At 55.0% G+C, this 26,695-nt stretch carries 23 protein-coding genes; 11 read left to right on the forward strand and 12 right to left on the reverse strand.

Going from position 1 to position 26,695, the window contains the following annotated elements; genetic code table 11:
- The 6 genes from sapD to ACX1CU_RS11260 form a co-directional block, all read right to left on the reverse strand.
- Entirely contained in the window at nt 1–993 is a 993-nt protein-coding gene (gene sapD / locus ACX1CU_RS11235) for a putrescine export ABC transporter ATP-binding protein SapD (protein WP_459402625.1), read from the reverse strand.
- Complete coding sequence (sapC, locus tag ACX1CU_RS11240; protein WP_459402626.1) at nt 993–1,883, reverse strand: putrescine export ABC transporter permease SapC; 891 nt, start codon at nt 1,881–1,883, stop codon at nt 993–995. The genes sapD and sapC overlap by 1 nt, the downstream gene beginning before the upstream one ends.
- Nucleotides 1,870–2,835 (reverse strand): putrescine export ABC transporter permease SapB, encoded by a 966-nt coding sequence (sapB, locus tag ACX1CU_RS11245; protein WP_459402627.1) that lies wholly within the window; start codon nt 2,833–2,835, stop codon nt 1,870–1,872. Before sapB ends, sapC begins: the two co-directional genes overlap by 14 nt.
- The gene (gene sapA / locus ACX1CU_RS11250) at nt 2,832–4,484 is read right to left on the reverse strand and encodes an ABC transporter substrate-binding protein SapA (RefSeq protein WP_459402628.1); all 1,653 of its coding nucleotides are present in this window, start codon (nt 4,482–4,484) and stop codon (nt 2,832–2,834) included. The genes sapB and sapA overlap by 4 nt, the downstream gene beginning before the upstream one ends.
- Before the next feature lie 162 nt (nt 4,485–4,646).
- Entirely contained in the window at nt 4,647–6,011 is a 1,365-nt protein-coding gene (locus ACX1CU_RS11255) for a pectate lyase family protein (protein WP_459402629.1), read from the reverse strand.
- 477 nt (nt 6,012–6,488) lie between these two features.
- Nucleotides 6,489–7,265 (reverse strand): NAD(P)H-dependent oxidoreductase, encoded by a 777-nt coding sequence (locus ACX1CU_RS11260; RefSeq protein WP_459402630.1) that lies wholly within the window; start codon nt 7,263–7,265, stop codon nt 6,489–6,491.
- Between the two features lie 91 nt (nt 7,266–7,356).
- On the opposite strand from ACX1CU_RS11260, the gene ACX1CU_RS11265 reads away from it, so the two are divergent.
- Nucleotides 7,357–8,250: a LysR family transcriptional regulator gene (locus ACX1CU_RS11265; protein ID WP_459402631.1), complete on the forward strand. Its 894-nt coding sequence runs from the start codon at nt 7,357–7,359 to the stop codon at nt 8,248–8,250.
- A 3-nt stretch (nt 8,251–8,253) separates the two neighbouring features.
- Here the strand turns inward: ACX1CU_RS11265 and pspF are convergent, their stop codons facing one another.
- Nucleotides 8,254–9,258, reverse strand: coding sequence for a phage shock protein operon transcriptional activator (pspF, locus tag ACX1CU_RS11270; protein ID WP_459402632.1), 1,005 nt, complete (start codon nt 9,256–9,258; stop codon nt 8,254–8,256).
- A gap of 186 nt (nt 9,259–9,444) precedes the next feature.
- On the opposite strand from pspF, the gene pspA reads away from it, so the two are divergent.
- From pspA to tyrR, 6 genes are all read left to right on the forward strand, one after another.
- Nucleotides 9,445–10,110: a phage shock protein PspA gene (gene pspA / locus ACX1CU_RS11275; protein ID WP_459402633.1), complete on the forward strand. Its 666-nt coding sequence runs from the start codon at nt 9,445–9,447 to the stop codon at nt 10,108–10,110.
- A 57-nt stretch (nt 10,111–10,167) separates the two neighbouring features.
- Nucleotides 10,168–10,395, forward strand: coding sequence for an envelope stress response membrane protein PspB (gene pspB / locus ACX1CU_RS11280; RefSeq protein ID WP_459402634.1), 228 nt, complete (start codon nt 10,168–10,170; stop codon nt 10,393–10,395).
- Nucleotides 10,395–10,754: an envelope stress response membrane protein PspC gene (gene pspC, locus ACX1CU_RS11285; protein WP_459402635.1), complete on the forward strand. Its 360-nt coding sequence runs from the start codon at nt 10,395–10,397 to the stop codon at nt 10,752–10,754. Before pspB ends, pspC begins: the two co-directional genes overlap by 1 nt.
- A 34-nt stretch (nt 10,755–10,788) precedes the next feature.
- Complete coding sequence (locus tag ACX1CU_RS11290; protein WP_459402636.1) at nt 10,789–12,186, forward strand: YcjX family GTP-binding protein; 1,398 nt, start codon at nt 10,789–10,791, stop codon at nt 12,184–12,186.
- Nucleotides 12,183–13,244: a TIGR01620 family protein gene (locus ACX1CU_RS11295; RefSeq protein WP_459402637.1), complete on the forward strand. Its 1,062-nt coding sequence runs from the start codon at nt 12,183–12,185 to the stop codon at nt 13,242–13,244. The genes ACX1CU_RS11290 and ACX1CU_RS11295 overlap by 4 nt, the downstream gene beginning before the upstream one ends.
- A gap of 317 nt (nt 13,245–13,561) precedes the next feature.
- On the forward strand, nt 13,562–15,133 hold the full coding sequence (tyrR, locus tag ACX1CU_RS11300) for a transcriptional regulator TyrR (protein ID WP_459402638.1): 1,572 nt from the start codon (nt 13,562–13,564) through the stop codon (nt 15,131–15,133).
- A 60-nt stretch (nt 15,134–15,193) separates the two neighbouring features.
- Here tyrR and tpx read toward each other — a convergent pair whose 3' ends face one another.
- On the reverse strand, nt 15,194–15,694 hold the full coding sequence (gene tpx / locus ACX1CU_RS11305) for a thiol peroxidase (RefSeq protein WP_459402639.1): 501 nt from the start codon (nt 15,692–15,694) through the stop codon (nt 15,194–15,196).
- Between the two features lie 187 nt (nt 15,695–15,881).
- On the opposite strand from tpx, the gene ycjG reads away from it, so the two are divergent.
- Entirely contained in the window at nt 15,882–16,847 is a 966-nt protein-coding gene (gene ycjG / locus ACX1CU_RS11310; protein WP_459402640.1) for an L-Ala-D/L-Glu epimerase, read from the forward strand.
- A gap of 17 nt (nt 16,848–16,864) precedes the next feature.
- Here the strand turns inward: ycjG and mpaA are convergent, their stop codons facing one another.
- Nucleotides 16,865–17,572, reverse strand: a complete 708-nt coding sequence (gene mpaA / locus ACX1CU_RS11315; protein WP_459402641.1) for a murein tripeptide amidase MpaA — start codon at nt 17,570–17,572, stop codon at nt 16,865–16,867.
- A gap of 195 nt (nt 17,573–17,767) precedes the next feature.
- Between mpaA and ACX1CU_RS11320 the strand changes: the two genes are divergently transcribed.
- From ACX1CU_RS11320 to zntB, 3 genes are all read left to right on the forward strand, one after another.
- Nucleotides 17,768–18,118: a hypothetical protein gene (locus ACX1CU_RS11320; protein WP_459402642.1), complete on the forward strand. Its 351-nt coding sequence runs from the start codon at nt 17,768–17,770 to the stop codon at nt 18,116–18,118.
- Between the two features lie 162 nt (nt 18,119–18,280).
- A complete protein-coding gene (locus tag ACX1CU_RS11325; protein WP_459402643.1) occupies nt 18,281–19,915 on the forward strand; it encodes a peptide ABC transporter substrate-binding protein in 1,635 nt (544 codons plus the stop codon).
- Between the two features lie 157 nt (nt 19,916–20,072).
- Entirely contained in the window at nt 20,073–21,056 is a 984-nt protein-coding gene (gene zntB, locus ACX1CU_RS11330) for a zinc transporter ZntB (protein WP_459402644.1), read from the forward strand.
- Nucleotides 21,057–21,347: 291 nt separating this feature from the next.
- Here the strand turns inward: zntB and ACX1CU_RS11335 are convergent, their stop codons facing one another.
- From ACX1CU_RS11335 to nifJ, 3 genes are all read right to left on the reverse strand, one after another.
- Nucleotides 21,348–21,746 carry a VOC family protein gene (locus tag ACX1CU_RS11335; RefSeq protein ID WP_459402645.1) on the reverse strand — a complete coding sequence of 133 codons (399 nt, stop codon included), beginning with the start codon at nt 21,744–21,746 and terminating at the stop codon, nt 21,348–21,350.
- Between the two features lie 141 nt (nt 21,747–21,887).
- The gene (gene ttcA / locus ACX1CU_RS11340; RefSeq protein WP_459402646.1) at nt 21,888–22,829 is read right to left on the reverse strand and encodes a tRNA 2-thiocytidine(32) synthetase TtcA; all 942 of its coding nucleotides are present in this window, start codon (nt 22,827–22,829) and stop codon (nt 21,888–21,890) included.
- 112 nt (nt 22,830–22,941) lie between these two features.
- Nucleotides 22,942–26,475, reverse strand: coding sequence for a pyruvate:ferredoxin (flavodoxin) oxidoreductase (nifJ, locus tag ACX1CU_RS11345; RefSeq protein WP_459402647.1), 3,534 nt, complete (start codon nt 26,473–26,475; stop codon nt 22,942–22,944).
- Nucleotides 26,476–26,695 lie beyond the last annotated feature (220 nt).

Here is a 26,695-nt window from a genome sequence, read left to right on the forward strand (position 1 = left end):
TTATTGCTCCTCCATATTTAACGGGAAGTGGCAGGCAAACAGGTGATTTTTCACCGAGCGCAGGCGCGGGGTTTCAATGCATTTTTTCTGTGCATAGGGGCAACGTGGCCCCAAGCGGCAGCCGATCGGCAGGTGTTCCAGCGAAGGGATCGCCCCTGGCAGCGTATTCAGGCGGCTTTTATGCGGCAGCGAACGGCCGAAATCTGGCATCGAGCGGATCAGCGCCTGGGTATAAGGGTGGTGCGGGGCGGCGAGCAACTCCTCGCACTGTGCGCTCTCCACCGTTTGGCCGCAGTACAGCACGTTTATCCGATCGGCCCATTTGCTCATCATCTGCAAATCGTGGCTGATCAACAGGATCGTGGTGTTGTTGTTCTGGTTGAGGCGCGCCAGCAGGCGGAAAATCTGCGCCTGAGTGGTGGGTTCCATGGCGTTGGTGGGTTCATCGGCGATCAGCAAGCGTGGCTGATTGGCCAGCGCAATGGCGATCATCACCTTCTGACATTCCCCCTCGGTCAACTCATAGGGGAAACTGCCCATGATGTCCTTATGATCCTTGATGCCCACCCGGTGCAACAGCTCGATGGCGCGGCGTTTGCGCCAGTTGAACCTTTGCCACCAGCGGCCTTTATAGGTCCAGCCGGGAATAGCCTGCGCCAATTGGCGGCCAATGTTTTCGGAAGGATCCAAACAGGACTGCGGCTCCTGGAAGATCATTGAAACGTTATGGCCCACCAGTTTGCGCCGTTCGCGTGGCGTCAGTTGCAGCAGATCGATATCGTTGAAGCGGAAGCGATCTGCGGTAACGCGCCAGTTGTCTTTGGTGACGCCGCAAATCGCTTTGGCGATCAGGCTTTTTCCTGAACCGGATTCCCCCACCAGGCCACGCACTTCGCCTTCGGTCAGCGTCATGCTGACGCGATCGACGGCCTTGATCGGCCCTTCGGCGGTCATAAATTCAATCGTCAGATTGCGGATATCGAGTAACGGCATTATTCCACTCCCGCATTAATCGCGCGGCGCACGCCATCGCCCAACAGGTTAACCAACAGCACGCTGACCAGAATGGCAGCGCCTGGCAGCATGACCGCCCAAGGGGCGACATACATCAGCTCCAGTGAGTCACCGAGCATCGCTCCCCATTCAGGAGAGGGTAGCTGAGCGCCCAGATCGAGGAAGCCCAGCGCGGCGATATCGAGAATGGCCATCGACAGCGCACGGGTGAATTCGGTCACCAGCACCGCCGCAATGTTCGGCATTACCGCATACCACAGGATCTGCGGCGTTGAGGCACCGTCTAAGCGCGCGGCGACCACATACTCTTTTTCCAGTTCGTCATGCACCGCGCTGTAGATGGTACGCACCATGCGCGGCAGCAGCGCCAGCCACACCGCCAGCATGGCGTGCTCCAGCTTCGGCCCGAGAAAGGCCACCACGATGATCGCCAGCAACAGCGAAGGGATGGACAACAGGGTGTCGAGCACATGGTTCAGCACCGCCGAGATCAGGCCACGGGTCACCCCGGCAAACACGCCGAGGATCACGCCAAAGAAGGCGGAGGCAATGGTCACGATCAGCGCTGAACCGAAGGTGGCGGCAGTGCCCGTCAACAGGCGGCTTAGAATATCGCGCCCCAGATCGTCCGTGCCGAGAAAGAACGACACATTGCCGTAACGCGACCAGGAGGGTGGCAACAGCTGATAACCGAGGAACTGCTGATCCAACGCATAAGGTGCCAGCAGGCTGCCAAAAATGGACAGCAGCAGCAGGGCAAGCACGCCGTAAAAGCCAACCATGGCCAATGTATCACCATAAAAAATCCGCCAGGTGTAACGCAGCGGGCTTGGCATTTTCTTTTCGCCGTAGACGTTATCGAAGGGCATACCATTCCTTATGTTTCAGCGGGTTGGTGGCAGCACCCAGAATATCGGCCAATACGTTAATGGTGATCACCAGCGAGCCCACGACCATCACGCCGGCTGAGATTGCCGCATAGTCCTGTTGGCGGATGGCGTTCACCAGCCAGCGGCCGAGCCCTGGCCAACTGAAGACCACTTCGGTGATCATCGCCAGCGTGAGCATGGTAGAAAACTGTAGCCCGAGTTTGGGGATAATCGGCGGCAGCGCATTATGCAGCACGTGACGGCGGATGATGGTAAAGCGCGAAAGGCCACGGGTGGCCGCCGCCTTGATGTAGTTCTGGCCGAGTACGTCGTCGGTGCTGATGCGCATCAGGCGGATCACCTCGGTGATAGGCGCTATCGCCACGGCGATAATCGGCAGTGCCATATGGCGCAGTGCGCTGGCGATCATCTCGGTGCGATAAGGCGAGTCAGAAAGCCAGGCGTCAATCAGCGCCAAGCCGGTTACCGGTTTAACCTGATACAGCAGATCGAAACGGCCTGAAACCGGCAACCAGCCCAGATGCAAAGAGAAGTACAGCATCAGCAGCAAAGCCAGCCAGAATACCGGCATGGAAAAACCCAGCAGAGCAAAGGTGCTGATGGCGGTGTCTTGCCATTTGCCGCGCATCACTCCGGCAATGATCCCCAGCGGGATGCCGATGCACAGCGCCAGTACAAACGCCAGAATGCACAGCTCCATGGTGGCCGGGAACACTTCGCGCAGTTGTGCGCTGATCGCCTGACCATTAATGCTTGAAACGCCAAAATCCCCCTGTAGCAGGCTGACGAAATAGAAGCGATAGGCATCCAACAGCACAGCACCGTTGAGCGGCGCGCGCGGGGTGAAGTAGCTCAGGCTGAAGCTGACCAGCGTCAGAAAGAACAGCGTAATCAGCAGCAGCAGAATACGGCGCAAGGTAAAGATAATCATTTTTTCACCTCCTCCGCTGGCTCGCGATACACCCCGGCAAACGACGCGTTACCGAATGGGCTTAACACCAAGCCTTTGATGTCATAGCGGTAGGCTTGCAGGCGGAGGGAGGAAGCCAATGGTAAGATCGGCAACTGCTGTGCGAGTATCTTCTGCGCCTGCTGATACTTATCGATACGCTGCGCCAACTGTTGTGATAACAGCGCATCTTGTAGCACTTCGTCGAAGCCGGGATCACACCAGTGGGCATAGTTGGTTTGCGAGCGGATCGCCGCGCAGCTCAGCAGCGGGCGGAAGAAACTGTCCGGGTCGTTACTGTCGGTGGCCCAACCGCTGAGGGTGAGATCGTGGTTCATCTCCATCAATCTGGCTTCCTGGAAACGGCCTTCTACCGGCACGATAGTGACATTAATACCGATCTGGGCTAAGTCCGCCTGGATCAGTTCGGCGGTTTTCAACGGGCTCGGGTTATAGGACTGCGATGCGGTAGGCACCCACAGTTTCATATCCAGCGGGCCAACCCCGGCCTCACGCAGCATCTCCCGAGCTTTGGCCGGATCGTATTCCGTCACGTGGGCTTCGCTGTCATACGCCCAGGAGGCGCGCGGCAGCAGTGACGCGGCGGTTTCTGCCGTGCCGTAATAGATTGACTGCATCAGGCGCTGATTGTTGATGGCCAACGAAATGGCTTGGCGCACTTTCAGATTATCCAGCGGCGGTTTGCGGGTGTTGAAGGCCAGATAGGCGATATTCATGCCGGGCCGCAGGGTAAGGCGCAAACGGGGATCGTCGCGCAGAATCGAAAGCTGACTGGCGGCCGGGTAGGCCAACACATCGCATTCACCGGTCAGCAGTTTGGACAGCCTGCCGGTGCCCCCTGCACCCAGATCGATCACCACCTGTGACATCCGTGGTTTACCTTTCCAGTAAACGTCATTACGCGCCAGCCGGATATATTGCCCGGAACGGTATTCGTTCAGCAGGAAGGGGCCAGTGCCTACCGGTTCACGGTCGATCATCTCTTGCGTACCCGCCAGCGTCAGATTAGCGGCATATTCTGCCGACAGTATCGGGGCGTAGTGGGTGGCCAGATGCCATAGGAAAGAGGCATCTGGCGCTTGCAGTCGGATCTCGACGGTATAGTTGTCCCGCTTCTTCACGCTCTGTACGGAGTCGGCAAACTGTAAACTGTCGAAGTAGGGGTATTCACCGCCGTTCACGCCGTGGAACGGATGCTTGTGATTGAATACCCGCTCGAAGCTGAAAACCACGTCATCGGCATTCATTTTACGCGTGGGTTGGAACCAGGCGGTGGTCTGGAAAGGCACGTCGCGGCGCAGATGGAAACGATAAGTTGCACCGTTATCCAGCACTTCCCAGTTTTGCGCCAGCTGCGGGATCAGCCGATAAGTATAAGGGTCAACATCCAGCAGACGATCGTACAGCTGGGCCGCCAGCGTATCGACCGTCAGGCCACTGCTGGCCATCTGAGGATTGAAGGTATTCAGGATGCCGCTGACGCAATACACGAAACCGCTCTGGCGGATATCCGCTGGCGGTGGCACTGCGCCGGGCACTGGTGGCGTTGAGGCCAGCACTGAGGTTGCCAGACCGCTCAGCGACATTATCCAAAGGGGTAAACCACGCATAGACGCTTCATAAGTTAATGAGCAATAACGTTAGTGTATCGCACTCTGGCAATCTGCCCAATTCCTTGCGTAAAACGGTTGAACTTTCTACTGGTTGGTCGAGTTTTCAGCATCATGCTGGCAGGCACCCAGTGCCTGCCAGTGAGCGCTACCCGAGGTTAATCAGGGCAGGTCGCTGTCGAGTTTGCCAGAGCCAGACTGGCTGGTGACAATCCCCTTCACCTCGTTGACGTTGTTCACCTGCAGCCGCAGGGTTGGTGTCCAACCGACATTGCTTGTGAGCTGGTCTGCTGCAGAGACTGACGCGTTATAGACTGCCAGCAGATCGACCGGGCTACCGTTAACCAGATTGCCTTCGGTGAAGATATGCTGACCGCCATAGCGTTTGATCACTTTGCTTGGTGCGATGCCGCTAGCCAGTTCGATCACGTTTTTTTCCGCATAGATTGCTGATTCAAACCCTACGCCCCACAGGCTGGTAAAGTCTGCTGCTGCCAAGATCTGGGTATAGTTGTTGTAAACGTCAACCTGCCCGAAGCGCACGCGCGGTGCCCGCTGGCCAGGATTAACCCAGTGGTTATGGTGCATGGTGACCTTGAGCTTATCGCGATCAACCAGGCGTGAATCTGAAGAACCAATCAGGTTAACTTTGTCGTGATCGCCAAAGATATTGAAGGAGGCGGTAACGTAGTTGCTGCTGTGGGTGACATCCAACAGACCATCATGCACCTGGAAGGTTCGGCCATAGACTTTTGGCAGCGTTTGGCGTGGGTTATCGCCATCGTCCAGTGTGACATGGTCAACCCAGGCATGTTCTACCGTCATCAGCGAGATGTTGTCATACAGGCTGTTCCAGTTGCCCGCGCTGCCGTCGGTGGGATCCCATTCCGGGAAGCAATCATAGGCATCGGATATGTGCAGGTTGCGGATGATCACGTTACTGACCTCTTTCACCAACAGGTGAGCCCCAATGATCCGGGCATTGTTCCCCACCCCAATCAGGGTGACGTTAGAGCCGAAACGCTGCTGTATCTGCTTGGTTTGCAATTTGGTGGCGGCAACTCGCGCTTCTTCGAGTGGCCCCTCAGGAGTGACCATGCCCCAAGAACCTTTGGGATCAAAATGCGCGATGAAATCCTCCATGCTGAATGTTTGTGCGGTGCCCGGCACTTGCACCTGCTCGGCAATGTCGTCGCAGGTCAGCAGGCCGCCGCCTTCAGCCCTCTCCATGGCATTGATCTTACCTTTAACATAGATAATGCGCGGTATGGTCTGGTTTTGTGCACTGGTGCCGCCGAGTGCAGCACGCAACTCCTGCCAGGTACTGACTTCGTAGATATGACTGCTGTTGGCAGCACTGCCGCCGGTTACGCCGGGGCCATACGAACCCCAGCCATCTCCTGTCGCCAAGACCTCGCGGCCCAGATCGGCTGCGGTAGCCAGCGTAGAACAGGCCAAACCACCGGCAAGCACCAGTTTCAGCGCGGTGGAAAGGGTTGCACGTCGCAATATAACGGATTGATGCATAGTGACTCCTGCCATAATAGGTTTGCATGAATAATCAACATGTTGCATGCCAGAATGCTGCGAAAAGTGTTCACGACCTCCTTTCTGGCAGGCGAATGTTGATAAGGTGCACAGCGTGATCCTGCCGTGCATGACTCCTTTGCTATGGTTTTTCCTCTCACCGCCAGAGTAGTTTTAACGGTGATCAATAAAATGTAGAACATGATTTTATTAAATAAGAAATTAAGTTTCATTTGTGCTGTTGATCATGTTTTGAATAGCGCTGAGACTTGAGAGAAATATTTTAGGTAGGGTAATAAAGTAACTGTGATTGCTGAGGTTGATGACAACGTAGTTTTTAAGCCCGAGATACTCGGGCCTAGCGCACCGAGGGGCGCTCCGGCGGCTTACGCCGCTACGACCCCTTCGGCACGCTCTCCCTAATAACGGGCTTTGTCAGCAGTCTGAGCGATTGCGATCGCTGTTTTTAGCAGTAACTTATTTCAGATGGGCAGCAAAGCCGTAACGATCCGGGGCGATATCGGCGCGCAGCGTGAGTTGTGGAATGTCGTAATCCCCGGCATTTTGCCGACGAAAGGCGATTGGCGCTGTCTGTGCCAGATTTTCCAGCCGTTGCCCGAGTTCTGCACACAGGTCTGAGAACCGGGCTTCGTCCATACGGTCGGTGCGATACATGACGAACGGTGGCAATACGTCAAAACCAGGGTAATAGAGAATGCCATGATGGATTGGGAACAAGATATCCTCTAGCGGGCCATTGATCCCACGTGGGCTGTAATGCGGTTCCCATCCGCCGGTAGTCACTATCAACATTGCCCGTTTCCCTGCCATGGAACCTTCACCGTAGCGATCGCCCCAGTGCGAATCAGAGTGCTCACCCACGCCATAGGCAAAACCATAGGCATACACGCGTTCTACCCAACCTTTAAGGATGGCTGGCATCGAAAACCACCACAGTGGGAACTGTAAAATGACGGTATCTGCCCAGCGTAGTTTTTCCTGCTCGCGGGCGATATCTTCGCTCTGCGTACCATTTTCAAAGGCCAATTTGGAATCCTGCGAGGGATTAAACCGGGCATCTACCTGCCGGTCTGTACGGTCATCGCCATCCAGTGAGGCTTTCCATTTCATGGCATACAGGTCGGATACCTGCACTTGGTGCCCCGCATCCTTCAAATGTTTGACCGTAAAATTCTTAAGCGAGCCATTGAGCGATTTGGCTTCGGGGTGAGCATAGACAAGCAGAATATTCATGATTGAGTTGTTCCATTGCTGAAAAGAGAGGAACAGAGTAGTTTGCCGTCAGGTATAGTTAAAATTGATTTCTATAATTACAGGTATTGTTATGAGTAATTTCGGCAAGTTGGATCTCAATCTGCTGGTGACGCTCGATGTCTTACTGGCGGAACATAATGTGACTCGTACTGCGGAACGTCTCTGTCTGTCTCAACCTTCCGTAAGTATTCATTTGGCCAAGTTGCGAGAGTTTTTTGCCGATCCGCTGTTGTTACCGGGGCAGAGAGGCATGCGGCCAACGGCCAGGGCAGAAGCGTTGCGTGAACCTTTGCGGCAGGCGCTGGAAGTGCTGGAAATGGCGGTTGCACCCGCCAGCCCGTTTGATCCCGCTACGGCCAGCCTTACCTGGCGTGTGGCAGCTGCCGATTATGCTGAGTCAACCATCTTGCTGCCAGCATTGGCCGGATTACGCCGTTTGGTGCCGGGGAGCAGATTAGCCGTATTTGAGTTGGCTCCAGCGCGGATTGCCAAGCAGGCGGAACTTGGGGAAATCGATCTGGTTTTTCACACGCGTGATTGTTCACCCCCCGGCATGCGCCAGCGGATCCTGTTCAAGGAACGCTATGTTCTGGTTGGCCGCAAGGGGCATCCGCAGTTGAAAAATCCGCCAACGCTGGCGCAATTCGGCCAACTGGAGCATGTAGTGGTTTCACCGAATGGCGGTGGGTTCAGCGGCATCACGGATCAAGCGCTTGAGCAGGTGGGGCTTTCGCGCCGGGTTGTGCTTTCCGTGCCGCACTTTCTCTTCGTGATGTCAGCGCTGGCGACAACGGATCTGGTAGCCATGCTGCCTGAACGGCTGGTACGTGACAGCACAACGTTGCAGATCGTCGAACCGCCGGTAGAAGTGCCAGGTTATGAGATGGCGATGCTGTGGGATGAACGTTCTCAGCGCGACCCTGCTCATCAGTGGTTACGGGAACACATTGTGCAATCGCTGTGAAACCTATTCATCCTCTGGCTCGCCGTTTTGCAGCAAGGCGTGTTTTTTCAGCATGCCGCGCAACTGATGGTAGGTCAGCCTCAGCAGATCTGCCGCTTTGCGCTGGTTGAAATGGCCCTGTTGCAGCGCCATTTCCAGCAGATCTTTTTCCTGTTGATGCTGCCAGGCTTTCAAATCCAGCGGTAGCGTGGGCAGGCAGCTATCCTGCTGTGGCGCAACGGCAACCGGTGTTGAGCGTTGGGCAAACGGGTTAATAATGATCTCATCCAGTTCGCTGCTGCTTGAACCGTGGCGATACACCGAACGCTCTACCACATTTTTTAGCTCACGCACGTTACCCGGCCAGTTGTAGTTGAGCAGGGTGAGCCGCGCATGTTTGCTAAAGCCAGGAAACAGCGGCAAAGACAGCTCGCGGCACATCTGAATGGCAAAATGTTCAGCCAGCAACATGATGTCCTGCTGGCGTTGGCGCAACGCTGGCAACTGCACTACATCGAAAGCCAGACGATCCAACAGATCGGCGCGGAACTTACCGGCGGCGGCAAGCGCTGGCAGATCGTCATTGGTGGCGCACACCAAGCGGACATCCACCCGCAGCGGCTGGCTGCCACCGACGCGCTCCAGGTGACCATATTCAATCACCCGCAGCAGTTTTTCCTGCACCAACATTGGCGCGGTAGCCAGTTCATCCAAGAATAACGTGCCGCCGTCTGCACGTTCAAAACGGCCAAGATGGCGCTTCTGCGCACCGGTAAAGGCACCTGCTTCGTGGCCGAACAGTTCCGAATCCAGCAGGTTTTCATTCAGTGCCGCGCAGTTGAGCGAAATAAACGGCCCTTGCCAACGGTTGGAAAGATAGTGCAAACGGTGGGCAATCAGCTCCTTACCGGTGCCGCGTTCACCAATCACCAGCACTGGCTTGTTCAGCTTCGCCAGTTGCGAGACTTGCTCCAGCACTTCAACAAAGGCGTTTGCCTCGCCCAGCAGGTTTTCTAACGGTTCACTCATGATGAAATTCGCCAATGTTTGGTGAGAATACTCACTCTACAGCAAGCATGGCGAGTGTCAAAAATAAATATTCCTTTAATTTCAATCAAATAAAAGTTGGCACGAGTTTTGATAAGGTATTGGGACGAACAGTATGATTCAACGCGGCGTTTCAGACGCCGACCTATAACCAAGAGGAAGTGAATTATGGGTATTTTTTCTCGTTTTGCCGACATCGTGAATGCCAACATCAACACTCTGCTGGATAAAGCAGAAGATCCGCAAAAACTGGTGCGTTTGATGATCCAGGAAATGGAAGACACGCTGGTAGAAGTGCGCTCCACCTCGGCGCGTGCGCTGGCGGAGAAAAAACAGCTGCTGCGCCGTATTGAGCAGGGTGAAAACCAGCTCAACGACTGGCAGGACAAAGCCGAACTGGCCCTGCGTAAAGATAAAGAGGATCTGGCACGTGCTGCGCTGATCGAAAAGCAGAAAGTGGCCGATCTGATCGCCACACTGCGCCATGAAGCGGCAACGGTGGAAGAAACGCTGGCCCGCATGAAGAGCGAAATTGGCGAGTTGGAAAACAAGCTGACCGAAACGCGGGCGCGCCAGCAGGCGTTAACCCTGCGCCATCAGGCGGCCTCTTCTTCACGCGATGTGCGCCGCCAGTTAGACAGCGGTAAACTGGATGAAGCCATGGCGCGTTTTGAGCAGTTCGAACGCCGGATTGACCATATGGAAGCCGAAGCGGAAAGCATCGGTATCGGTAAAAAGAAAAGCCTGGAGCAGGAGTTTGCCGAACTGAAGGTGGATGATGCCATCAGCGAGCAACTGGCGGCCCTGAAGGCCAAAATGAATCGCTCAGAGTAATGTTTCAGCGGCCACCGCTCCGTGGCCGCCTACTAAAACTGATAAGAAGGAATCGAAATGAGTGCTCTATTACTTGCCATCCCGTTGACAATCTTTGTGTTGTTTGTCGCGCCGATTTGGCTTTGGCTGCATTACAGCAACCGGCAACAGAGCGGCATTCAACTGAGTCATCAGGAGATGCAACGGCTTGCACAGTTGGCGGAAGATGCCAAGCGCATGCGTGAACGTATTCAGGCGCTGGAAGAAATCCTTGATGCAGAACATCAGAATTGGAGACAGTCTTAATGGCGAACACTCTGGGCAGTAAAAAGCTTTATCGCGTTCCTGAAGAAGGCATGCTGAAGGGAGTTTGTGCCGGTTTGGCGCACTATTTTGACGTACCGGTGCGGTTAATTCGCGTGATGGTCGTGCTGTCGATGTTTTTCGGGCTGTTTTTCTTCACTATAGTGGCCTACATCGTACTGACCTTTATGCTGGACGAAGTGCCCGCCAGCCGCTACGAAAATGAACATCCGCATACCCCGCGCCAGCTGCTGGATCAACTGGAGTATGAACTGGGCAGCGGTGAGCAGCAGTTACGCCAGGTTGAACGTTACGTCACGTCTGATACCTTTGGTGTGCAGAGCCGTTTCCGTAAGCTGTAACCTGTCTGGTTAAGGGCATTTGCCAAGGAGAACAATGAAACGACTACAAAATGAATTAACCTCGCTGGTCAACCGTGGCATGGATCGCCATTTGCGGTTGGCGGTGACCGGCCTGAGCCGCAGCGGCAAAACGGCGTTTATCACCGCTTTCGTTAATCAGTTGCTTCATGTTCACAGCGGCGCACGTATGCCGCTGTTTTCAGCGGTGCGGGAAGAGCGCCTGCTGGGCGTGAAGCGCATTCCGCAGCGCGATCTCGGTATCTCGCGTTTTACCTATGACGAAGGCTTGGCACAGCTTTATGGCACTCCGCCGAGCTGGCCGACGCCGACGCGCGGCGTCAGCGAGATCCGGCTGGCGCTGCGTTACCGCTCTAATGACTCGCTGCTGCGTCATTTCAAAGAAACCTCCACGCTGTACCTGGAAATTGTCGACTATCCCGGCGAGTGGCTGCTCGATTTGCCGATGCTGGAACAGGATTACCTGGCCTGGTCGCGCCAGATGAGCGGGCTATTGCAGGGGCAGCGCGCCGAATGGGCCAAACCTTGGCTGGCGTTGTGCAAGGATCTCGATCCGCTGGCGGCGGCCGATGAAAACAAGCTGGCCGCAGTTGCGCAGGCTTATACGGATTATCTGTTGCGCTGCAAAGCGGAAGGGCTGCACTTTATCCAGCCGGGCCGCTTTGTATTGCCGGGCGATATGGCCGGTGCTCCGGCGTTGCAGTTTTTCCCGTGGCCGAACGTTGATGCCGCCGGTGAATCACGGCTGGCGCAGGCGGATAAGCACAGTAACGCCGGTATGCTGCGCGCGCGTTTTAACTATTATTGCCAGTCGATCGTCAAAAACTTTTATAGAGAACACTTTGTCCGCTTCGATCGCCAGATTGTGCTGGTGGATTGTTTGCAGCCGCTCAACAGTGGGCCACAGGCGTTCAACGACATGCGGCTGGCGCTGACGCAGCTGATGCAGAGCTTCCATTACGGTAAACGCACGCTGTTCCGCCGCCTGTTCTCGCCCACCATCGACAAGCTGATGTTTGCCGCCACCAAAGCGGATCATATTACCGCCGATCAGCACGCCAACCTGGTTTCGCTGTTACAGCAACTGGTGCAGGAAGCCTGGCAAAATGCTGCATTTGAAGGGATCAGCATGGACTGCGTTGGGCTGGCGTCGGTGCAGGCCACCGAAAGCGGTATTGTGGATCACCATGGGCAGCGTATTCCGGCCTTGAAGGGCCATCGCCTGGATGATGATACGCCGCTGACCGTTTTCCCTGGTGAAGTGCCAGCCCGTTTGCCAGGCCCGGCGTTCTGGCAGCAGCAAGGGTTCCATTTTGACGAATTCCGCCCACGGGCGATGAGCGTTGACAGCCCGTTACCGCACATCCGGCTGGATGCGGTAATGGAGTTTTTATTGGGAGATAAATTGCGATGAGCGAGCCGTTAAAACCGCGTATCGATTTTGCCGAGCCGTTGCAACCGCCACAGGAACCGGTGCTGCGTGCCGGAGTGGCGTTTGACGAGCTGCAGGCCGAAAAATTTTATCCTGCGGCCCCTGAATGGGAGCAGGAAGAGGAAGAAGGGCGCGCCGAAGGGATCATCAATGCGGCATTGAAGCCCAAACGCAGCCTGTGGCGCAAAATGGTCAACACCGGGTTGCTGCTGTTTGGCGTCAGCGTGGTGGCGCAGGGCGTTCAGTGGCTGCATACCTCTTGGGTGCAACAGGATTGGATCGCCCTTGGCGGCGGCGTGGCCGGTGGTTTGATTGTGTTCGCCGGTATTGGCTCGGTGGTGGGCGAATGGCGGCGGCTGTATCGCCTGCGCCAGCGTGCGGAAGAACGTGATGAAGCGCGTGAGCTGTTGCACAGCCATGGCTTGGGCAAAGGGCGTGAATTCTGCGAAAAGCTGGCGCGGCAGGCCGGTTTGGATCAAGGCCACCCGGCGTTGCAACGCTGGCAGGCTTCGCTGCATGAAACCCAAAACGATCGTGAAGTGGTGGCGCTGTATGCCAAGCTGGTGCAACCGGTGTTGGATAACCAGGCGCGGCGTGAGATCAGCCGTTCGGCGGCGGAGTCGGCGCTGATGATCGCCGTCAGCCCATTGGCTCTCGTGGACATGGCGTTTATCGCCTGGCGCAATATTCGCCTGATTAACCGCATTGCGGCGCTGTATGGCATTGAGTTGGGCTATTTCAGCCGCATTCGCCTGTTCCGGCTGGTGCTGTTGAACATTGCCTTCGCCGGTGCGTCTGAACTGGTGAGGGAAGTGGGGATGGACTGGATGTCGCAGGATATTGCGGCGCGGCTGTCTGCCCGTGCGGCTCAGGGGATCGGTGCTGGCCTATTGACGGCGCGCTTGGGCATCAAGGCGATGGAGTTGTGCCGCCCGTTACCTTGGCTGGAGGGCGACAAACCGAAGCTGGGGGATTTTCGCGGCCAGTTAATCGCGCAGTTGAAAGACACCATGAAGAAAAGTGAAAGCAAGGCCAAATAACCTTATAGACTGCGTCAGATGGCGCAGTCTTCCCATTGGCTGTCGATAGTATGAGTTTGTAACCCTCAATTGACGAAAGACGATCTTCCTGCATCTGCATTATATTTCCCTGAAAAATCACCCACGGTTATGATAACTCTCTGACAATAAGCTAAAATTACGCCGATGGTGTTATTGGGTTGCGTTTAAAATCAGCAGCGACAGCGATAAATCAGAGATCTGTCAACTTTTACTGACAGATCGCTTCTTCCGTTCGGGGGGAGAGGGTATCATCATCGCCAGTCATCCCCGCACTTGCAGAGATAAGGCCAATACTGATGCGTTTGGAAGTATTTTGCGAAGACCGTCTCGGTCTCACTCGAGAGTTACTCGATCTCCTGGTGTTGCGCAGCATCGATTTGCGCGGCATCGAAATTGATCCTATCGGCCGTATTTACCTGAATTTTTCCCAGTTGGACTTTGATACGTTTCGCGCCCTGATGGCCGAGATCCGCCGCATTAGCGGCGTGACTGATGTGCGTACCGTCAGCTTTATGCCTTCGGAGCGTGAGCATCGCGCATTGCGCGCGTTGCTGGCGTCGATGCCTGAGCCGGTGTTCTCCATCGATATGAAAGGCAAAGTGGAACTCGCCAACCCGGCGGCGCTTGCGCTGTTTAACTTCAGCGAAGACAAGATCCGCAACCAGACGGTGACGCAGCTGATCGGTGGCTATAACTTTGGCCGCTGGCTGGAAAGCGAGAATACCGCGCCGCACTCTGAGCGGGTGGTGATCCGCAGCCAGGATTTCCTGATGGATATCACGCCGATCTATCTTGAAGATGAGAATCAGCAAAGTTCTACAGTGGGTGCCGTGGTGATGCTCAAATCCACCGCGCGTATGGGCCGTCAGTTGCAAGATTTGTCGGTGAATGATGATACCGAATTTAACCATATCGTGGCCGTCAGCCCGAAAATGCGCCATGTGTTGGAACAAGCACGCAAGCTGGCGATGTTGGATGCGCCGTTGCTGATTGTTGGTGATACCGGCACCGGTAAAGATATTCTGGCGCGTGCCTGCCACCTGCGCAGCCCGCGCGGCAAACAGCCGTTCCTGGCGCTTAACTGTGCCGCCTTGCCAGACGACGTGGTGGAGAGTGAACTGTTCGGCCACGCGCCGGGCGCTTACCCGAATGCGCTGGAAGGCAAAAAAGGCTTCTTCGAGCAGGCCAATGGCGGCTCGGTATTGCTGGATGAGATCGGCGAGATGTCGCCACGTATGCAAACCAAGCTGCTGCGTTTCCTCAATGACGGCACTTTCCGCCGCGTGGGGGAAGAGCATGAGGTGCATGTGGATGTGCGGGTGATCTGTGCCACGCAGAAAAACCTGACCGAGCTGGTTCAGCGCGGTGAATTCCGCGAAGACCTCTATTATCGGCTCAACGTACTGACCATCACCATTCCACCGCTGCGTGAACGCACGCAAGATATCATGCCGCTGACCGAACTGTTTGTGGCACGCTTTGCCGACGAGCAGGGCGTGGCGCGGCCGAAACTGGCCAACGATCTCAACAGTTTCCTCAGCAAATACGGCTGGCCGGGCAACGTGCGTCAACTGAAGAATGCCATCTACCGCGCGTTAACACAGACCGATGGCTATGAACTGCGCCCGCAGGACATCATTTTGCCGGAGTTTGAAGTGGAGATATCGCTGGGGGATGAAGTGCTGGACGGTTCGCTGGATGATATCAGCAAGCGCTTTGAACGCTCGGTGCTGACTCGCCTTTACCGCACTTATCCCAGCACGCGCAAACTGGCCAAGCGTTTAGGCGTTTCTCATACCGCGATCGCCAACAAACTGCGCGAATATGGCCTCAGCAGTCGTAAGCCAGCGGATGAGAGCGAGGAGTAGTTTTTAGCTCATAAAAAAAGCCCGGTTCACACACCGGGCTTTTTCACATCAGCAGACTGATTACAGCGCAGCGAGTGCCGCATCGTAGTCGGGCTCAGTGGTGATCTCATTCACCAGTTCGCTGTACAGCACCTTGTCTTGACCATCCAGCACCACCACGGCACGGGCAGCCAGGCCAGTCAGCGGACCATCGGTGATTTCCACGCCGTAAGCGGATTTGAATTCGCCGCCGCGCAGGGTCGATAGCATCACTACGTTATTCAGGCCTTCTGCACCGCAGAATCGGGACTGGGCGAATGGCAGATCGGAAGAAATGCACAGCACCACGGTATTTTCCAGGCTGCTGGCCAGTTGGTTGAATTTGCGTACTGAAGCAGCGCAGACGCCGGTATCAATACTTGGGAAAATATTCAGAACTTTGCGTTTACCTGCAAAGCTGCTCAGCGTGACGTCTGACAGGTCTTTGGCAACCAGTGTGAAACCTTTAGCCTGTTCGCCCTGTTGTGGCAATTTGCCTGCTACAGTGACAGGATTGCCTTGAAAATGTACGGTCTGAGTCATTGATTTATTCCTTTCAACGAAGTTTATACAAAGATTCAAATCTAATTAACATTAGATTCACACCCTATGATCAGTTTAAGGCAACGGTTGCGACTTAGATATATAAAGTTTGCTAAATAATTGTATATATTAGAATACCCCTGCGCAGTGGACTGACTTTATGCGCTTTTTTTGTTCAGGAGCCGTTATGAGAAGCATGCGTTTTTACCCGGAAACCTGGCCACTGCATACGGCGTTTGTGATTGCCCGTGGCAGCCGTACGGAAGCCAAAGTCGTGGTAGTTGAAATTGAACAGCAAGGGGTGTGCGGCATAGGGGAATGCACACCTTATCCCCGTTATGGCGAGAGCGAAGCCTCGGTTATGGAACAACTCGCTAACCTAATGGCCGCGGTGGAGCAACGCATCTCGCGGGAAGATTTGCAGCGGCTGATGCCTGCTGGCGCGGCGCGCAATGCTATTGATTCGGCCCTTTGGGATCTGGAGTGCAAAATTAGTGGCCAGGATCTGTGGCAGCGCTGCGGCGTTGAAGCACCACAGCGTATTGCGATGGCGCAAACCGTCAGTATCGGTACACCGGAAGCGATGGCGTTTGCGGCCAAAGAGTTGGAACAACAAGGCGCCACGCTGCTGAAAATCAAGCTCGACGATCATTTTATCAGCGAAAGGCTGGTGGCGATCCGGTCCGCTGTGCCGGAAATAACGCTGATCGTCGATGCCAACGAATCCTGGCAGGCGGAAGGGCTGGCTGCGCGTTGCCAACTGTTGGCCGACTTGCGGGTAGCGATGCTTGAGCAACCGCTACCGGCGGCCGACGATAGCGCTCTGGAAAACTTCATCCATCCGTTGCCGATTTGTGCCGATGAAAGTTGCCACACCAGCGCCGATTTGGCGCAGTTGGCCGGGCGCTATCAAATGGTCAATATCAAGCTGGATAAAACCGGTGGCCTGACCGAAGGGCTGAAATTGGCCGCACAGGCGCGGGCGCAAGGTTTCGCTATTATGCTGGGCTGTATGCTGTGTACTTCAAGAGCGATCGCTGCCGCATTGCCGCTGGTACCCGGTGCGCGCTTTGTCGATCTCGATGGCCCCACCTGGTTGGCTAAGGATGTGGAACCTGGTTTGGCCTTTGAATGCGGCGCAATCGACCTTTAACCGCGCCGCAGACTGCTTTAGTTCTGGTACGTCAGCAATTCCACCATCGCTTCCAGATAGGTTTCGCTGGCCGCGTCAGCAGAAATCGGTGGGAGTTCGGCAGTGATGCAGGGCAGTGAGAGATCGGCGCACCAACTGCCGAATGAGCCGGGCGTTTCGTAACCCACGCTGGTTACCAGCGGCAGAGTAAACTGATGCGCCAGCCAAACGCCCAGCTTGGTGCTTTCCGGATCTTCAATACAGGCCAGCGGCTCATGGAATGACACTACCCAACGCGGCTTCAGGCTGTGGATAAGGCGACACAGCGCCTGTGTTTCCGGTTCGGAACCCGGCCTGCCGCCGGTGGAAAGACGCACATCGCGTGCCTGTGCGGCGCTGTTCCAACGGTAAACCGTGTCGCCAGAGCGCCAGTTGGCGGCTGGGAAATTACGATTGAGATCGACACCGTTGGCATTGGAACGTAACCCGAGTTGGCAACCATCCGGGTTGACCGCCAGGATCACGTGGTGGCGCAATTGAGAAGGCGCGATGCTGCGTAATGCGCACGACAGCGTCACAACCGCAGCAGTTTCATCGCCGTGGGTGCCAGCAATCACCAACCCAGTTTCCGGGCTACGGTGCGCGGCCGGGAAGTAGAGCAATGGAGCGCCTAATAACGACTTACCGTAACTTTCACCGGCAATGGCCAGTTGGCCACGCTCACTGCGCGGTTTGTGTTGGATCATGGTGTAGTCCCTTCATGCCAAGGTATTCCTTCGTACCGGAGATTGCAGCGGTGCATTCCTGCAACATCGAGTAAGACGTGATTGCTAATTTATTCAGTGTATTACGTTTTAACTTATCTTTCCCAGTGTCTATGCGAATAAAACCACGGCTGTTGTTATACTATCGGCAGAAGTTAATCATAAAGAGGATTTAACATGCCAGTTGCCAGAATAGTTGCTCGCTATAGCGAAAACGCCAAGGATACCATCACGCTGCTGTGCGGCGTGGATGCGGAAAACCAGATCCGTCAGGGTGAGTGGTTTGGTGTGGTGAAAAACGACGACGGGCGTGGGGATGAATCCAACTATCCGTTTACCTTGCACGTTGATCATCAGAAAGGCGAGTTCTACCTCGACTATGGTTATGACGATGTCGACTCGCGCCAGCTACAGAAAACTGACATTCAGCTCAACCCGTTAGTGGAAAAGAGTTATTTCACCATTTTTGACGAGGAAGAGGGTGAAGAGTTTAGCTATCAGATCGTGAGTATTCATCTCTACGATTGATCCTCGCTAATGAATAACGCCCGTATTGCGCCTGCCGTAATACGGGCGTTTTTTTATCGTCTGACGCCCAGTTTTTGTAATCTTGTCTGTGCTGGGCTAGGGGTGAAGCGCATCTTGTGCTATATGATAGATAATTCAGATGGTTAACTGGGGTAGATCAAGATGGCGATAAGCAAGATTCAGCAGAGTTTCCGGTTGGCGCTTTGCGCAGCGGCAATCGGCGCAGGGTTCAGCGGTGCAATAGCGGCTCAGGTTCCCCCAGGCACCGTGTTGGCGGAGAAACAGGAGATTGTTCGCCATATCAAAGATGAACCGGCCTCTCTGGATCCGATTAAAGCGGTAGGGTTGCCGGAAGCCCAGGTGGCGCGCGATCTGTTTGAAGGCTTGGTGAATCAAGGTGCCGATGGCAAAGTGATCCCCGGTGTTGCGAGCCGTTGGCAGACATCCGATAACCAAATTTATCTGTTTACGCTACGCAAAGATGCGCGTTGGTCAAACGGTGACCCTGTCACGGCTAAAGACTTCGTTTATAGCTGGCAGCGGCTGGTTGATCCGAAAAACCTGTCGCCATTTGCCTGGTTTGCCCAGTTAGCCGGGATCCAAAATGCGGATGAAATCATCGCAGGTAAATTGCCTGTCGATAAGCTGGGCGTGACGGCGGTAGATGCCCATACGCTGAAAGTACAGTTGAATAAGCCGGTGCCGTATTTTGTCAGCTTGACCGCCAACTTCAGCCTGTTCCCGGTGCCTCAGACCACCGTGGAGAAATTTGGTAATGATTGGACCAAAGTGGGTAATCTGGTCGGTAACGGCGCATTCAAGCTGCAAGATCGGGTAGTCAACGAGAAACTGGTTTTGGTGCCGAACGAACATTATTGGGATCACGCCCGTACCGTGCTGACCAAAGTCACTTTTGTGCCGATTAATCAGGAATCTAACGCCACTAAGCGTTATCTGGCGGGGGATATCGACATCACCGAATCCTTCCCGAAAAACATGTACCAGAAATTGCTGAAGGATATTCCGGGCCAGGTATATACCCCGGATCAGCTCGGCACCTATTATTACGCTTTTAATACCCAACGTGCGCCAACCAATGATGTGCGCGTGCGCAAGGCGCTGTCGTATGCCATCGATCGCAAGATTATTGCCGAGAAAGTGTTAGGCACCGGCGAAAAACCGGCTTATCACTTCACGCCGGATGTTACCGCTGGCTTCCAACCGGAAACCAGTCTGTTGCAGCAGCAGCCACAGGAAGAATTGGATGCGCAAGCCAAGGCGCTGATGCAGGCGGCAGGCTATGGCCCGAACAAACCACTGACGTTGACGCTGTTGTATAACACGTCGGAAAGCCATCAGAAGATCGCCATTGCCGTGGCATCGATGTGGAAGAAAAAGCTGGGCGTGGATGTCAAACTGCAGAATCAGGAATGGAAAACCTATATTGACAGCCGCAATACCGGTAATTTCGACGTGGTGCGTGCTTCCTGGGTTGGGGATTACAACGAGGCTTCAACCTTCCTCTCGTTGTTGACCTCCGCCCACAGTGGCAACATCGCCAAATTTAACAGCCCGGAATACGATAACCTGTTGGCCGAAGCCAGTCGTGAGACAAACCCGGCGGCGCTGACCGATGATTACAACAAGGCCGAACAGATGATTGCTGCGCAGGCACCGATTGCGCCCATTTATCAGTACACAAATGGCCGCCTGATCAAACCCTGGGTGAAAGGTTACCCGATCACGAACCCGGAAGACGTGGCATATAGCCAGGAAATGTATATCCTGAAGCACTGATCCTCAGGTTCTTATTGTTTTCAAGGCCCCGCTAAAATGTGGGGCTTTTTTGTCTAAGCATAAAAAATATTGTTAAAGTTGAAGCTTGAGGAAGCGCTGGCCTGGCGACAGGCGGTTGCCAGATTTTTGTTAAATAGCCGAATAGAGAGGGTATTGAATGGATGTCATTGAGGGGCGCGATCTGCAGGTGCCCGACGCGGTATACGCGTATCAACTCGACGGCAAAGGCGGAACGACGCCGATTGACTATGAAGATAAAGTCACCCGTGATGAACCTTGCTGGCTACATCTCGATTATGCCCATGCGGCAAGCGCTGAATGGTTGGCGACAACGTCGCTGCTGCCGGATGCGGTGAGGGAGGCACTTTCTGGCGAAAGTACGCGTCCGCGCGTCAGTCGCTTGGGTGATGGCACCATGATCACGCTGCGCGGTATTAATTTTAATGCTGACTCAAGGCCCGATCAGTTGGTCACATTCCGCGTGTATATGACCGATAAGCTGATCATCTCTACCCGACATCGCAAAGTGTACTCCATCGATGCCGTGGTCAACGAACTGCAAAACGGTTCTGGGCCGGCCAACAGCGGTGATTGGCTGGTGGAGATTGCCGATGCTTTGACCGATCACACCAGTGAGTTTATTGAAGACCTGCACGACAAAATTATCGATCTGGAAGATGCGTTGCTGGAACAGCAGATCCCGGAACGCGGGCAGTTGGCGTTAATGCGCAAACAACTGATTGTGCTGCGCCGCTACATGGCCCCGCAGCGCGATGTGTTCTCACGTTTAGCCAGCGAGCGCCTGCCGTGGATGAGTGATGACGATCGTCGCAGAATGCAAGACATCGCCGACCGTTTGGGGCGCGGATTGGACGATCTGGATGGCAGCATTGCCCGCACGGCGATACTGTCTGACGAGATCACCACCGTGATGGCCGATGCCATGAACCGCCGCACTTACACTATGTCTCTAATGGCGATGGTATTCCTGCCCACTACATTTCTGACCGGGCTGTTTGGTGTGAACCTGGGAGGGATCCCCGGCAGCGGCAGCCCGCTGGCCTTTGCCTCTTTTTGTTTCATGCTGATGACACTGGTTGTCGGTGTGGCCTGGTGGTTGAAGCGCAGTCGATGGTTATAGTGACAATTTCAAAATGTAGAGAGTAAATCCCCACCTGCGTGAGAAGAGAGGGGGATAAAACGCAGTTAAAGTTGAGCGATATCAATATTTGCTAGTGCGAACTACGGCATGATCCATCTCGCAGGTGAATGCAACGTCAAGCGATGGGCGTTGCGCTCCATAATTGTCTTACTTTCTTATTTTTAGAATTACTGCATAGCACATTTGATTCATACAATGCCGGTTTAATCACCGGCATTTTTTTCATCTTTTTTTACCTTAGCCTGGTTTTCATCGGCCAAGGTATTTCCTTTACGCTGCGCTTTCATCCCAGAAACTGGCTTCTATTTTGTGCCCGTCCAGATCGCGAACAAAACAACCGTAATAGGCTGCGCCATAGTGTGGTCGCGAACCTGGAGCGCCTTCTTCTTTAGCTCCCGCCGCCACCGCCTGCTGATAGAACTCATCAACCTGCTTCTTGCTGGTAGCAAAAAATCCTATATGTACGCCGTTGGCGGTTCCGGCAGGCTTACCGTCTATCGGTATTTGCAGCCAAAACTCGGGATAGTCACGGCCATAGCCGATGGCTCCGGGGTGTTCCATCACTCGTCGGCAGCCTAAGGCACCAAGCACCTGGTCGTAAAATCGCGCCGCAGCATCAAAATTGTTGGTTCCCAACGAGACGTGGGACAGGCAGGGGGTAATGTTCATCGGCAATCTCCATTTAACTGTATAAATAAACAGTAATGAATAAAGCCGCCACTGTCAGGTACTTTATGCGTGAAATGTGAGCAGGGTCGAAAACCGTATGGGGAAAACGGTCCGCCTGCGGTTGCAGGCGGAAAGGCGGGGTTATTTAATTTCCAGCACGTTCAGGCGCTCAAGCGTAGGCGCGCTCTGTTCATCAGTCTCTTCGGGCTGCCAGCCAACGGGTTGCAGCGGAATGTCTTCGCGATCAAACGCCAGATCGCCGCCGTCTACCACTTCGCTGCCGTGGTGAATACCTTTGAAGTCAAACAAATCGGTATCGCACAGGTGAGAAGGCACCACGTTTTGCATCGCACTGAACATGGTTTCAATCCGGCCTGGATAGCGTTTGTCCCAGTCGCGCAGCATATCGCCAATCACCTGACGTTGCAGGTTCGGCTGTGAACCACACAAATTGCACGGGATGATGGGGTATTCTTTGGCTATAGCGAAACGCTCGATATCTTTCTCGCGGCAGTAGGCCAGCGGGCGGATCACCACGTGCTTGCCATCGTCACTCATCAGCTTTGGTGGCATCCCTTTCAGCTTGCCGCCGTAAAACATATTGAGGAACAGCGTTTGCAGGATGTCGTCGCGATGATGGCCCAGAGCAATTTTAGTTGCACCCAGCTCAGTGGCGGTGCGGTAGAGAATGCCGCGGCGCAGGCGTGAGCACAGGGAGCAGGTGGTTTTACCTTCAGGGATCTTCTCTTTGACGATGCCGTAGGTATTTTCTTCGACGATCTTGTATTCCACCCCCAGCTTTTCCAGATATTCCGGCAGAATATGCTCCGGGAAGCCGGGTTGCTTCTGATCGAGATTCACAGCAATCAGAGAGAAGTTTACCGGGGCGCTCTGTTGCAGATTGCGCAGGATTTCCAGCATGGTGTAACTGTCTTTACCACCAGACAGGCACACCATGATGCGGTCACCTTCTTCAATCATATTGAAGTCCGCGATTGCTTCACCCACGTTACGGCGCAGGCGTTTTTGCAATTTGTTGAGGTTGTACTGCTCTTTTTGGTTTACCACGTGTTTCTCTTGCATGTTAAGGGCATTAATCGCTATGCGCTGTATGGTACTTATTGCAGCGCTGAATGCCAGAGCGTTTTACGTCATAACCGAAAAAAAGGGCGCGAACCTGTCACGCCCTTAAAGCTTACTCTGATGACGATTTCTCTGCTTTGCCCGCCAGCAGGCTGAGGAAGTCGTATTTTTGCTTCAACTCTTTTTCTGCTGCTTGATAAAGCGCGGCGGCAACCTCGGGCTGCTGCGTATTGAGGCGGAGGAAACGCTGTTCTTTATTCAATGTTGCGGCCAGATCGCTATTGGGTGAGCGCGAGTCCAGCACCAACGGCAGTTTGCCCTCATCGGCCCGGCGTGGATCGAAGCGGTATAACGGCCAGAAGCCTGTGGCGGTCAGTTGCTTCATCTGCTCGTGACTGAGTGCCAGATCGTAACCATGCTCCTCACACGGGCTGTAGGCGATGATCAACGATGGGCCCGGATAGGCTTCCGCTTCCTGAATCGCTTTCACCGTTTGGTTAAGCTGTGCCCCCAGCGAGATTTGCGCTACATACACATGGCCGTACATCATCATGCTGACGCCGAGATCCTTACGTGCCTTGCGTTTGCCGTGCTCACCAAACTTGGTGACCGCCCCCAGAGGCGTGGCTTTGGATTGCTGCCCACCGGTATTGGAATAGCATTGCGTATCCAGCACCAGCACGTTGACGTTTTCCGTCAGGCTCAGCACGTGATCCAGCCCACCAAAGCCGATATCGTAAGCCCAGCCGTCACCGCCAATCAGCCAGATGGATTTATCCACCAGATAATCGGCATCGGTGGCCAGTTGTTTGGCATCGTTGCCGGTCATAGTCGCTAACAGGCTGCGCAATTCGGCAATCTGCTGGCGGCGCGGTTCTGGCGCAATATCTTCAGCCTGCAAGGCGCTTACCAGTTCCGCTGGCAGCTGCGGTGCCAGGGTTTCCAGCAAGCGCAGCACGCGGCTGCGATGCTGATCCACCGTTAAGCGGAAGCCCAGGCCAAACTCGGCGTTGTCCTCAAACAGTGAATTAGCCCAAGCCGGGCCGCGCCCAGCCGCGTTGGTGGTGTAAGGCGTGGTGGGCAGGTTGCCGCCATAGATGGAAGAACAACCGGTGGCGTTGGCGATCAGCAGCCGATCGCCATAAAGCTGGGTCAGCAACTTGATATACGGCGTTTCGCCACAGCCGGAGCAGGCGCCGGAGTATTCGAACAGCGGCGAAATCAATTGTGAAGTCCGGATATCGATACGTTCTATCTGGGCAGGATCGATTTCCGGCAGTTGCAGGAAGAAGTCGTAATGGGCTTTTTCTTCCTCTAAATGCGCTAAGCGTGAAGCCATATTGATCGCTTTGATTTCTGGGTTCTGGCGATCTTTCGCCGGGCAGACCTCCACGCACAGATTGCAGCCGGTGCAATCCTCTGGGGCGACCTGCAACACATATTTTTGGCCGCGCATGTCGCGCGCTTTCACATCCAAGGATTGCAGCGTGGCGGGGGCATGCTCCATGGCCTGTGGCTGAACCACTTTGGCGCGAATGGCGGAATGCGGGCAGGCGGCAACGCAGTGGTTGCACTGAGTACACAAATCCGGCTGCCAGATCGGGATCTCTTCGGCAATATTGCGTTTTTCCCATTGTGTGGTGCCGACCGGCCAGGTGCCGTCCGGCGGGAAAGCCGACACCGGCAAAGCATCGCCGAGCCCGGCCAGCATCGCGGCGGTAACGGTTTTGACAAAATCTGGCGCAGCATCGGCAACCACCGGCGGGCGCAGCGGGCTGTGGCTGTCGATGGGGTGCAGCGGGATCGCCGTCAACGCATTTAAAGTGGCGCTCAGCGCCTGCCAGTTACGTTCGACAATCTCCGGGCCTTTATTGCTATAGCTGCGGGCAATCGCATCCTGCAACTGTTGCAGCGCCACATCGCTGGGCAAGATCTGCGTCAGATGGAAAAACGCCATCTGCATGACGGTGTTGATACGGGCACCCAGTTGGCATTCCCGCGCCAGTTTGGCGGCGTTGATAATGTAGAGCTTCGCCTGGCGTTGGTTCAGCAGGGCCTGAACCTCCTGCGGCAAACGTAACCAGACTTCTTCGGCGCTATACGGCGTATTCAGCAGGAAAGTGCCGCCCGGCTTAAGGCGTTCCACCATTTGGTATTTGTCGATGAACTGCCACTGGTGGCAACCGACAAAATCGGCCTGAGTGACCAGATAGGCTGAATTGATCGGTTTCTCGCTGATCCGCAGGTGTGACACGGTTAAACCACCGGCCTTTTTCGAGTCATAGACAAAATAGCCTTGCGCGTACAGCGCGGTGCTGTTGCCGATGATTTTGATGTTGTTTTTGGTGGCAGACACCGAACCGTCGCTGCCCAGGCCGTAGAACAAAGCTTCCAGCGAGGCGCGCGGCGGCAGAGCTTCCGTGCTCAGCGGCAGGGAAAGACCGGTCACATCGTCGAAAATCCCCACGGTAAAGCGCGGGCGAGGCTGGTCCAACATCAATTCTTTGAATACTGCCAGTGCGCAGTCTGGACCGAACTCTTTGGAAGATAGCCCGTAGCGCCCGCCAATCACCCGTGGCAAAGTGGCGCGCTCGCCGCGGCTGAAGGCTTCCGCCAGCGCGGTCATCACGTCCAGATACAGCGGTTCAGCCAGCGCGCCGGGTTCTTTGGTGCGATCAAGCACGGCAACTTTTTGCACGCTTTCCGGCAGCGCGGCGAGCAGGTGTTGGGCGGAGAAGGGGCGGAACAGGCGCACTTTCAGCACGCCGACTTTCTCCCCACGCGTCAGCAGCGTATCAATCACTTCTTCGCAGGTGCCGATGGCCGATCCCATCAGGATCACCACGCGTTCGGCCTGCGGATGGCCGTAATACTCAAACGGCTGATAGCGGCGGCCGGTCAACTGGGCAAATTTCTCCATCGCCTCGCTGACGTGGCGGTAGGTATGGTCGTACCACGGGTTGGTGGCCTCGCGCGATTGGAAATAGGTATCCGGGTTGGCAGAGGTACCACGCACTACCGGACGATCTGGCGAAAGCGCGCGGCTACGGTGCGCATCAATCGCTTCTTGCGGCAGCATTTGCAGCAGCGTGTCATCGCTCAGTGGGACGATCTTATTGATTTCGTGCGAGGTACGGAAACCGTCAAAGAAATGGATGAAGGGTATACGGCTGTTGAGCGTGGCTGTTTGGGCGATCAGCGCAAAATCCTGCGCTTCCTGCACGTTGCTGGCGCACAGCATGGCACAACCGGTTTGGCGCACGGCCATCACGTCGGAATGATCGCCGAAGATCGAGAGCGCATGGGTAGCAACGGTGCGCGCCGCCACGTGCAGTACGAAGGGCGTCAGTTCCCCGGCCAGTTTGTACAGGGAAGGGATCATCAGCAGCAACCCCTGGGACGAGGTGAACGAGGTCGACAGCGCCCCGGTTTGCAGCGCACCGTGCACAGTGGCAATCGCGCCGCCTTCGGACTGCATTTCCACGACGCGTGGCACGTCTCCCCAGATATTTTTTCTACCGTCGCCGGACCAGGAATCAGCCTGTTCCGCCATGGTTGAACTGGGGGTAATGGGATAAATGGCAATCACTTCACTGGTGCGATAGGCCACGGAGGCGACAGCGTTATTACCATCGGTAGTTATCATTTCAGGTACCTTTCTGTGCTCACAACGCTGCAAAAGCGATCTTTTGCAGTAATGCTTAAAGTCTAACAGAGGGATTTATTCACGCTTTATCGCATTTGTGTGGCTCGGATAGCGTTGATGTAACGCGATATTTCTCCACGTCCAGGCTCAGCTACGATATAGTGGCTGCGGTTTAACACTAATTTAATCGCTGTGTTTCATACTAATAAAACTCCACTTA

It is taken from the genome of Serratia sp. D1N4 (assembly GCF_054552755.1).

What these genes read in the sequence shown, in the direction of transcription:
- sapD (WP_459402625.1), bottom strand. Translation starts at nt 993, where the DNA reads ATGCCGTTACTCGATATCCGCAATCTGACGATTGAATTTATGACCGCC.
- sapC (WP_459402626.1), bottom strand. Translation starts at nt 1,883, where the DNA reads ATGCCCTTCGATAACGTCTACGGCGAAAAGAAAATGCCAAGCCCGCTG.
- sapB (WP_459402627.1), bottom strand. Translation starts at nt 2,835, where the DNA reads ATGATTATCTTTACCTTGCGCCGTATTCTGCTGCTGCTGATTACGCTG.
- sapA (WP_459402628.1), bottom strand. Translation starts at nt 4,484, where the DNA reads ATGCGTGGTTTACCCCTTTGGATAATGTCGCTGAGCGGTCTGGCAACC.
- ACX1CU_RS11255 (WP_459402629.1), bottom strand. Translation starts at nt 6,011, where the DNA reads ATGCATCAATCCGTTATATTGCGACGTGCAACCCTTTCCACCGCGCTG.
- ACX1CU_RS11260 (WP_459402630.1), bottom strand. Translation starts at nt 7,265, where the DNA reads ATGAATATTCTGCTTGTCTATGCTCACCCCGAAGCCAAATCGCTCAAT.
- ACX1CU_RS11265 (WP_459402631.1), top strand. Translation starts at nt 7,357, where the DNA reads ATGAGTAATTTCGGCAAGTTGGATCTCAATCTGCTGGTGACGCTCGAT.
- pspF (WP_459402632.1), bottom strand. Translation starts at nt 9,258, where the DNA reads ATGAGTGAACCGTTAGAAAACCTGCTGGGCGAGGCAAACGCCTTTGTT.
- pspA (WP_459402633.1), top strand. Translation starts at nt 9,445, where the DNA reads ATGGGTATTTTTTCTCGTTTTGCCGACATCGTGAATGCCAACATCAAC.
- pspB (WP_459402634.1), top strand. Translation starts at nt 10,168, where the DNA reads ATGAGTGCTCTATTACTTGCCATCCCGTTGACAATCTTTGTGTTGTTT.
- pspC (WP_459402635.1), top strand. Translation starts at nt 10,395, where the DNA reads ATGGCGAACACTCTGGGCAGTAAAAAGCTTTATCGCGTTCCTGAAGAA.
- ACX1CU_RS11290 (WP_459402636.1), top strand. Translation starts at nt 10,789, where the DNA reads ATGAAACGACTACAAAATGAATTAACCTCGCTGGTCAACCGTGGCATG.
- ACX1CU_RS11295 (WP_459402637.1), top strand. Translation starts at nt 12,183, where the DNA reads ATGAGCGAGCCGTTAAAACCGCGTATCGATTTTGCCGAGCCGTTGCAA.
- tyrR (WP_459402638.1), top strand. Translation starts at nt 13,562, where the DNA reads ATGCGTTTGGAAGTATTTTGCGAAGACCGTCTCGGTCTCACTCGAGAG.
- tpx (WP_459402639.1), bottom strand. Translation starts at nt 15,694, where the DNA reads ATGACTCAGACCGTACATTTTCAAGGCAATCCTGTCACTGTAGCAGGC.
- ycjG (WP_459402640.1), top strand. Translation starts at nt 15,882, where the DNA reads ATGAGAAGCATGCGTTTTTACCCGGAAACCTGGCCACTGCATACGGCG.
- mpaA (WP_459402641.1), bottom strand. Translation starts at nt 17,572, where the DNA reads ATGATCCAACACAAACCGCGCAGTGAGCGTGGCCAACTGGCCATTGCC.
- ACX1CU_RS11320 (WP_459402642.1), top strand. Translation starts at nt 17,768, where the DNA reads ATGCCAGTTGCCAGAATAGTTGCTCGCTATAGCGAAAACGCCAAGGAT.
- ACX1CU_RS11325 (WP_459402643.1), top strand. Translation starts at nt 18,281, where the DNA reads ATGGCGATAAGCAAGATTCAGCAGAGTTTCCGGTTGGCGCTTTGCGCA.
- zntB (WP_459402644.1), top strand. Translation starts at nt 20,073, where the DNA reads ATGGATGTCATTGAGGGGCGCGATCTGCAGGTGCCCGACGCGGTATAC.
- ACX1CU_RS11335 (WP_459402645.1), bottom strand. Translation starts at nt 21,746, where the DNA reads ATGAACATTACCCCCTGCCTGTCCCACGTCTCGTTGGGAACCAACAAT.
- ttcA (WP_459402646.1), bottom strand. Translation starts at nt 22,829, where the DNA reads ATGCAAGAGAAACACGTGGTAAACCAAAAAGAGCAGTACAACCTCAAC.
- nifJ (WP_459402647.1), bottom strand. Translation starts at nt 26,475, where the DNA reads ATGATAACTACCGATGGTAATAACGCTGTCGCCTCCGTGGCCTATCGC.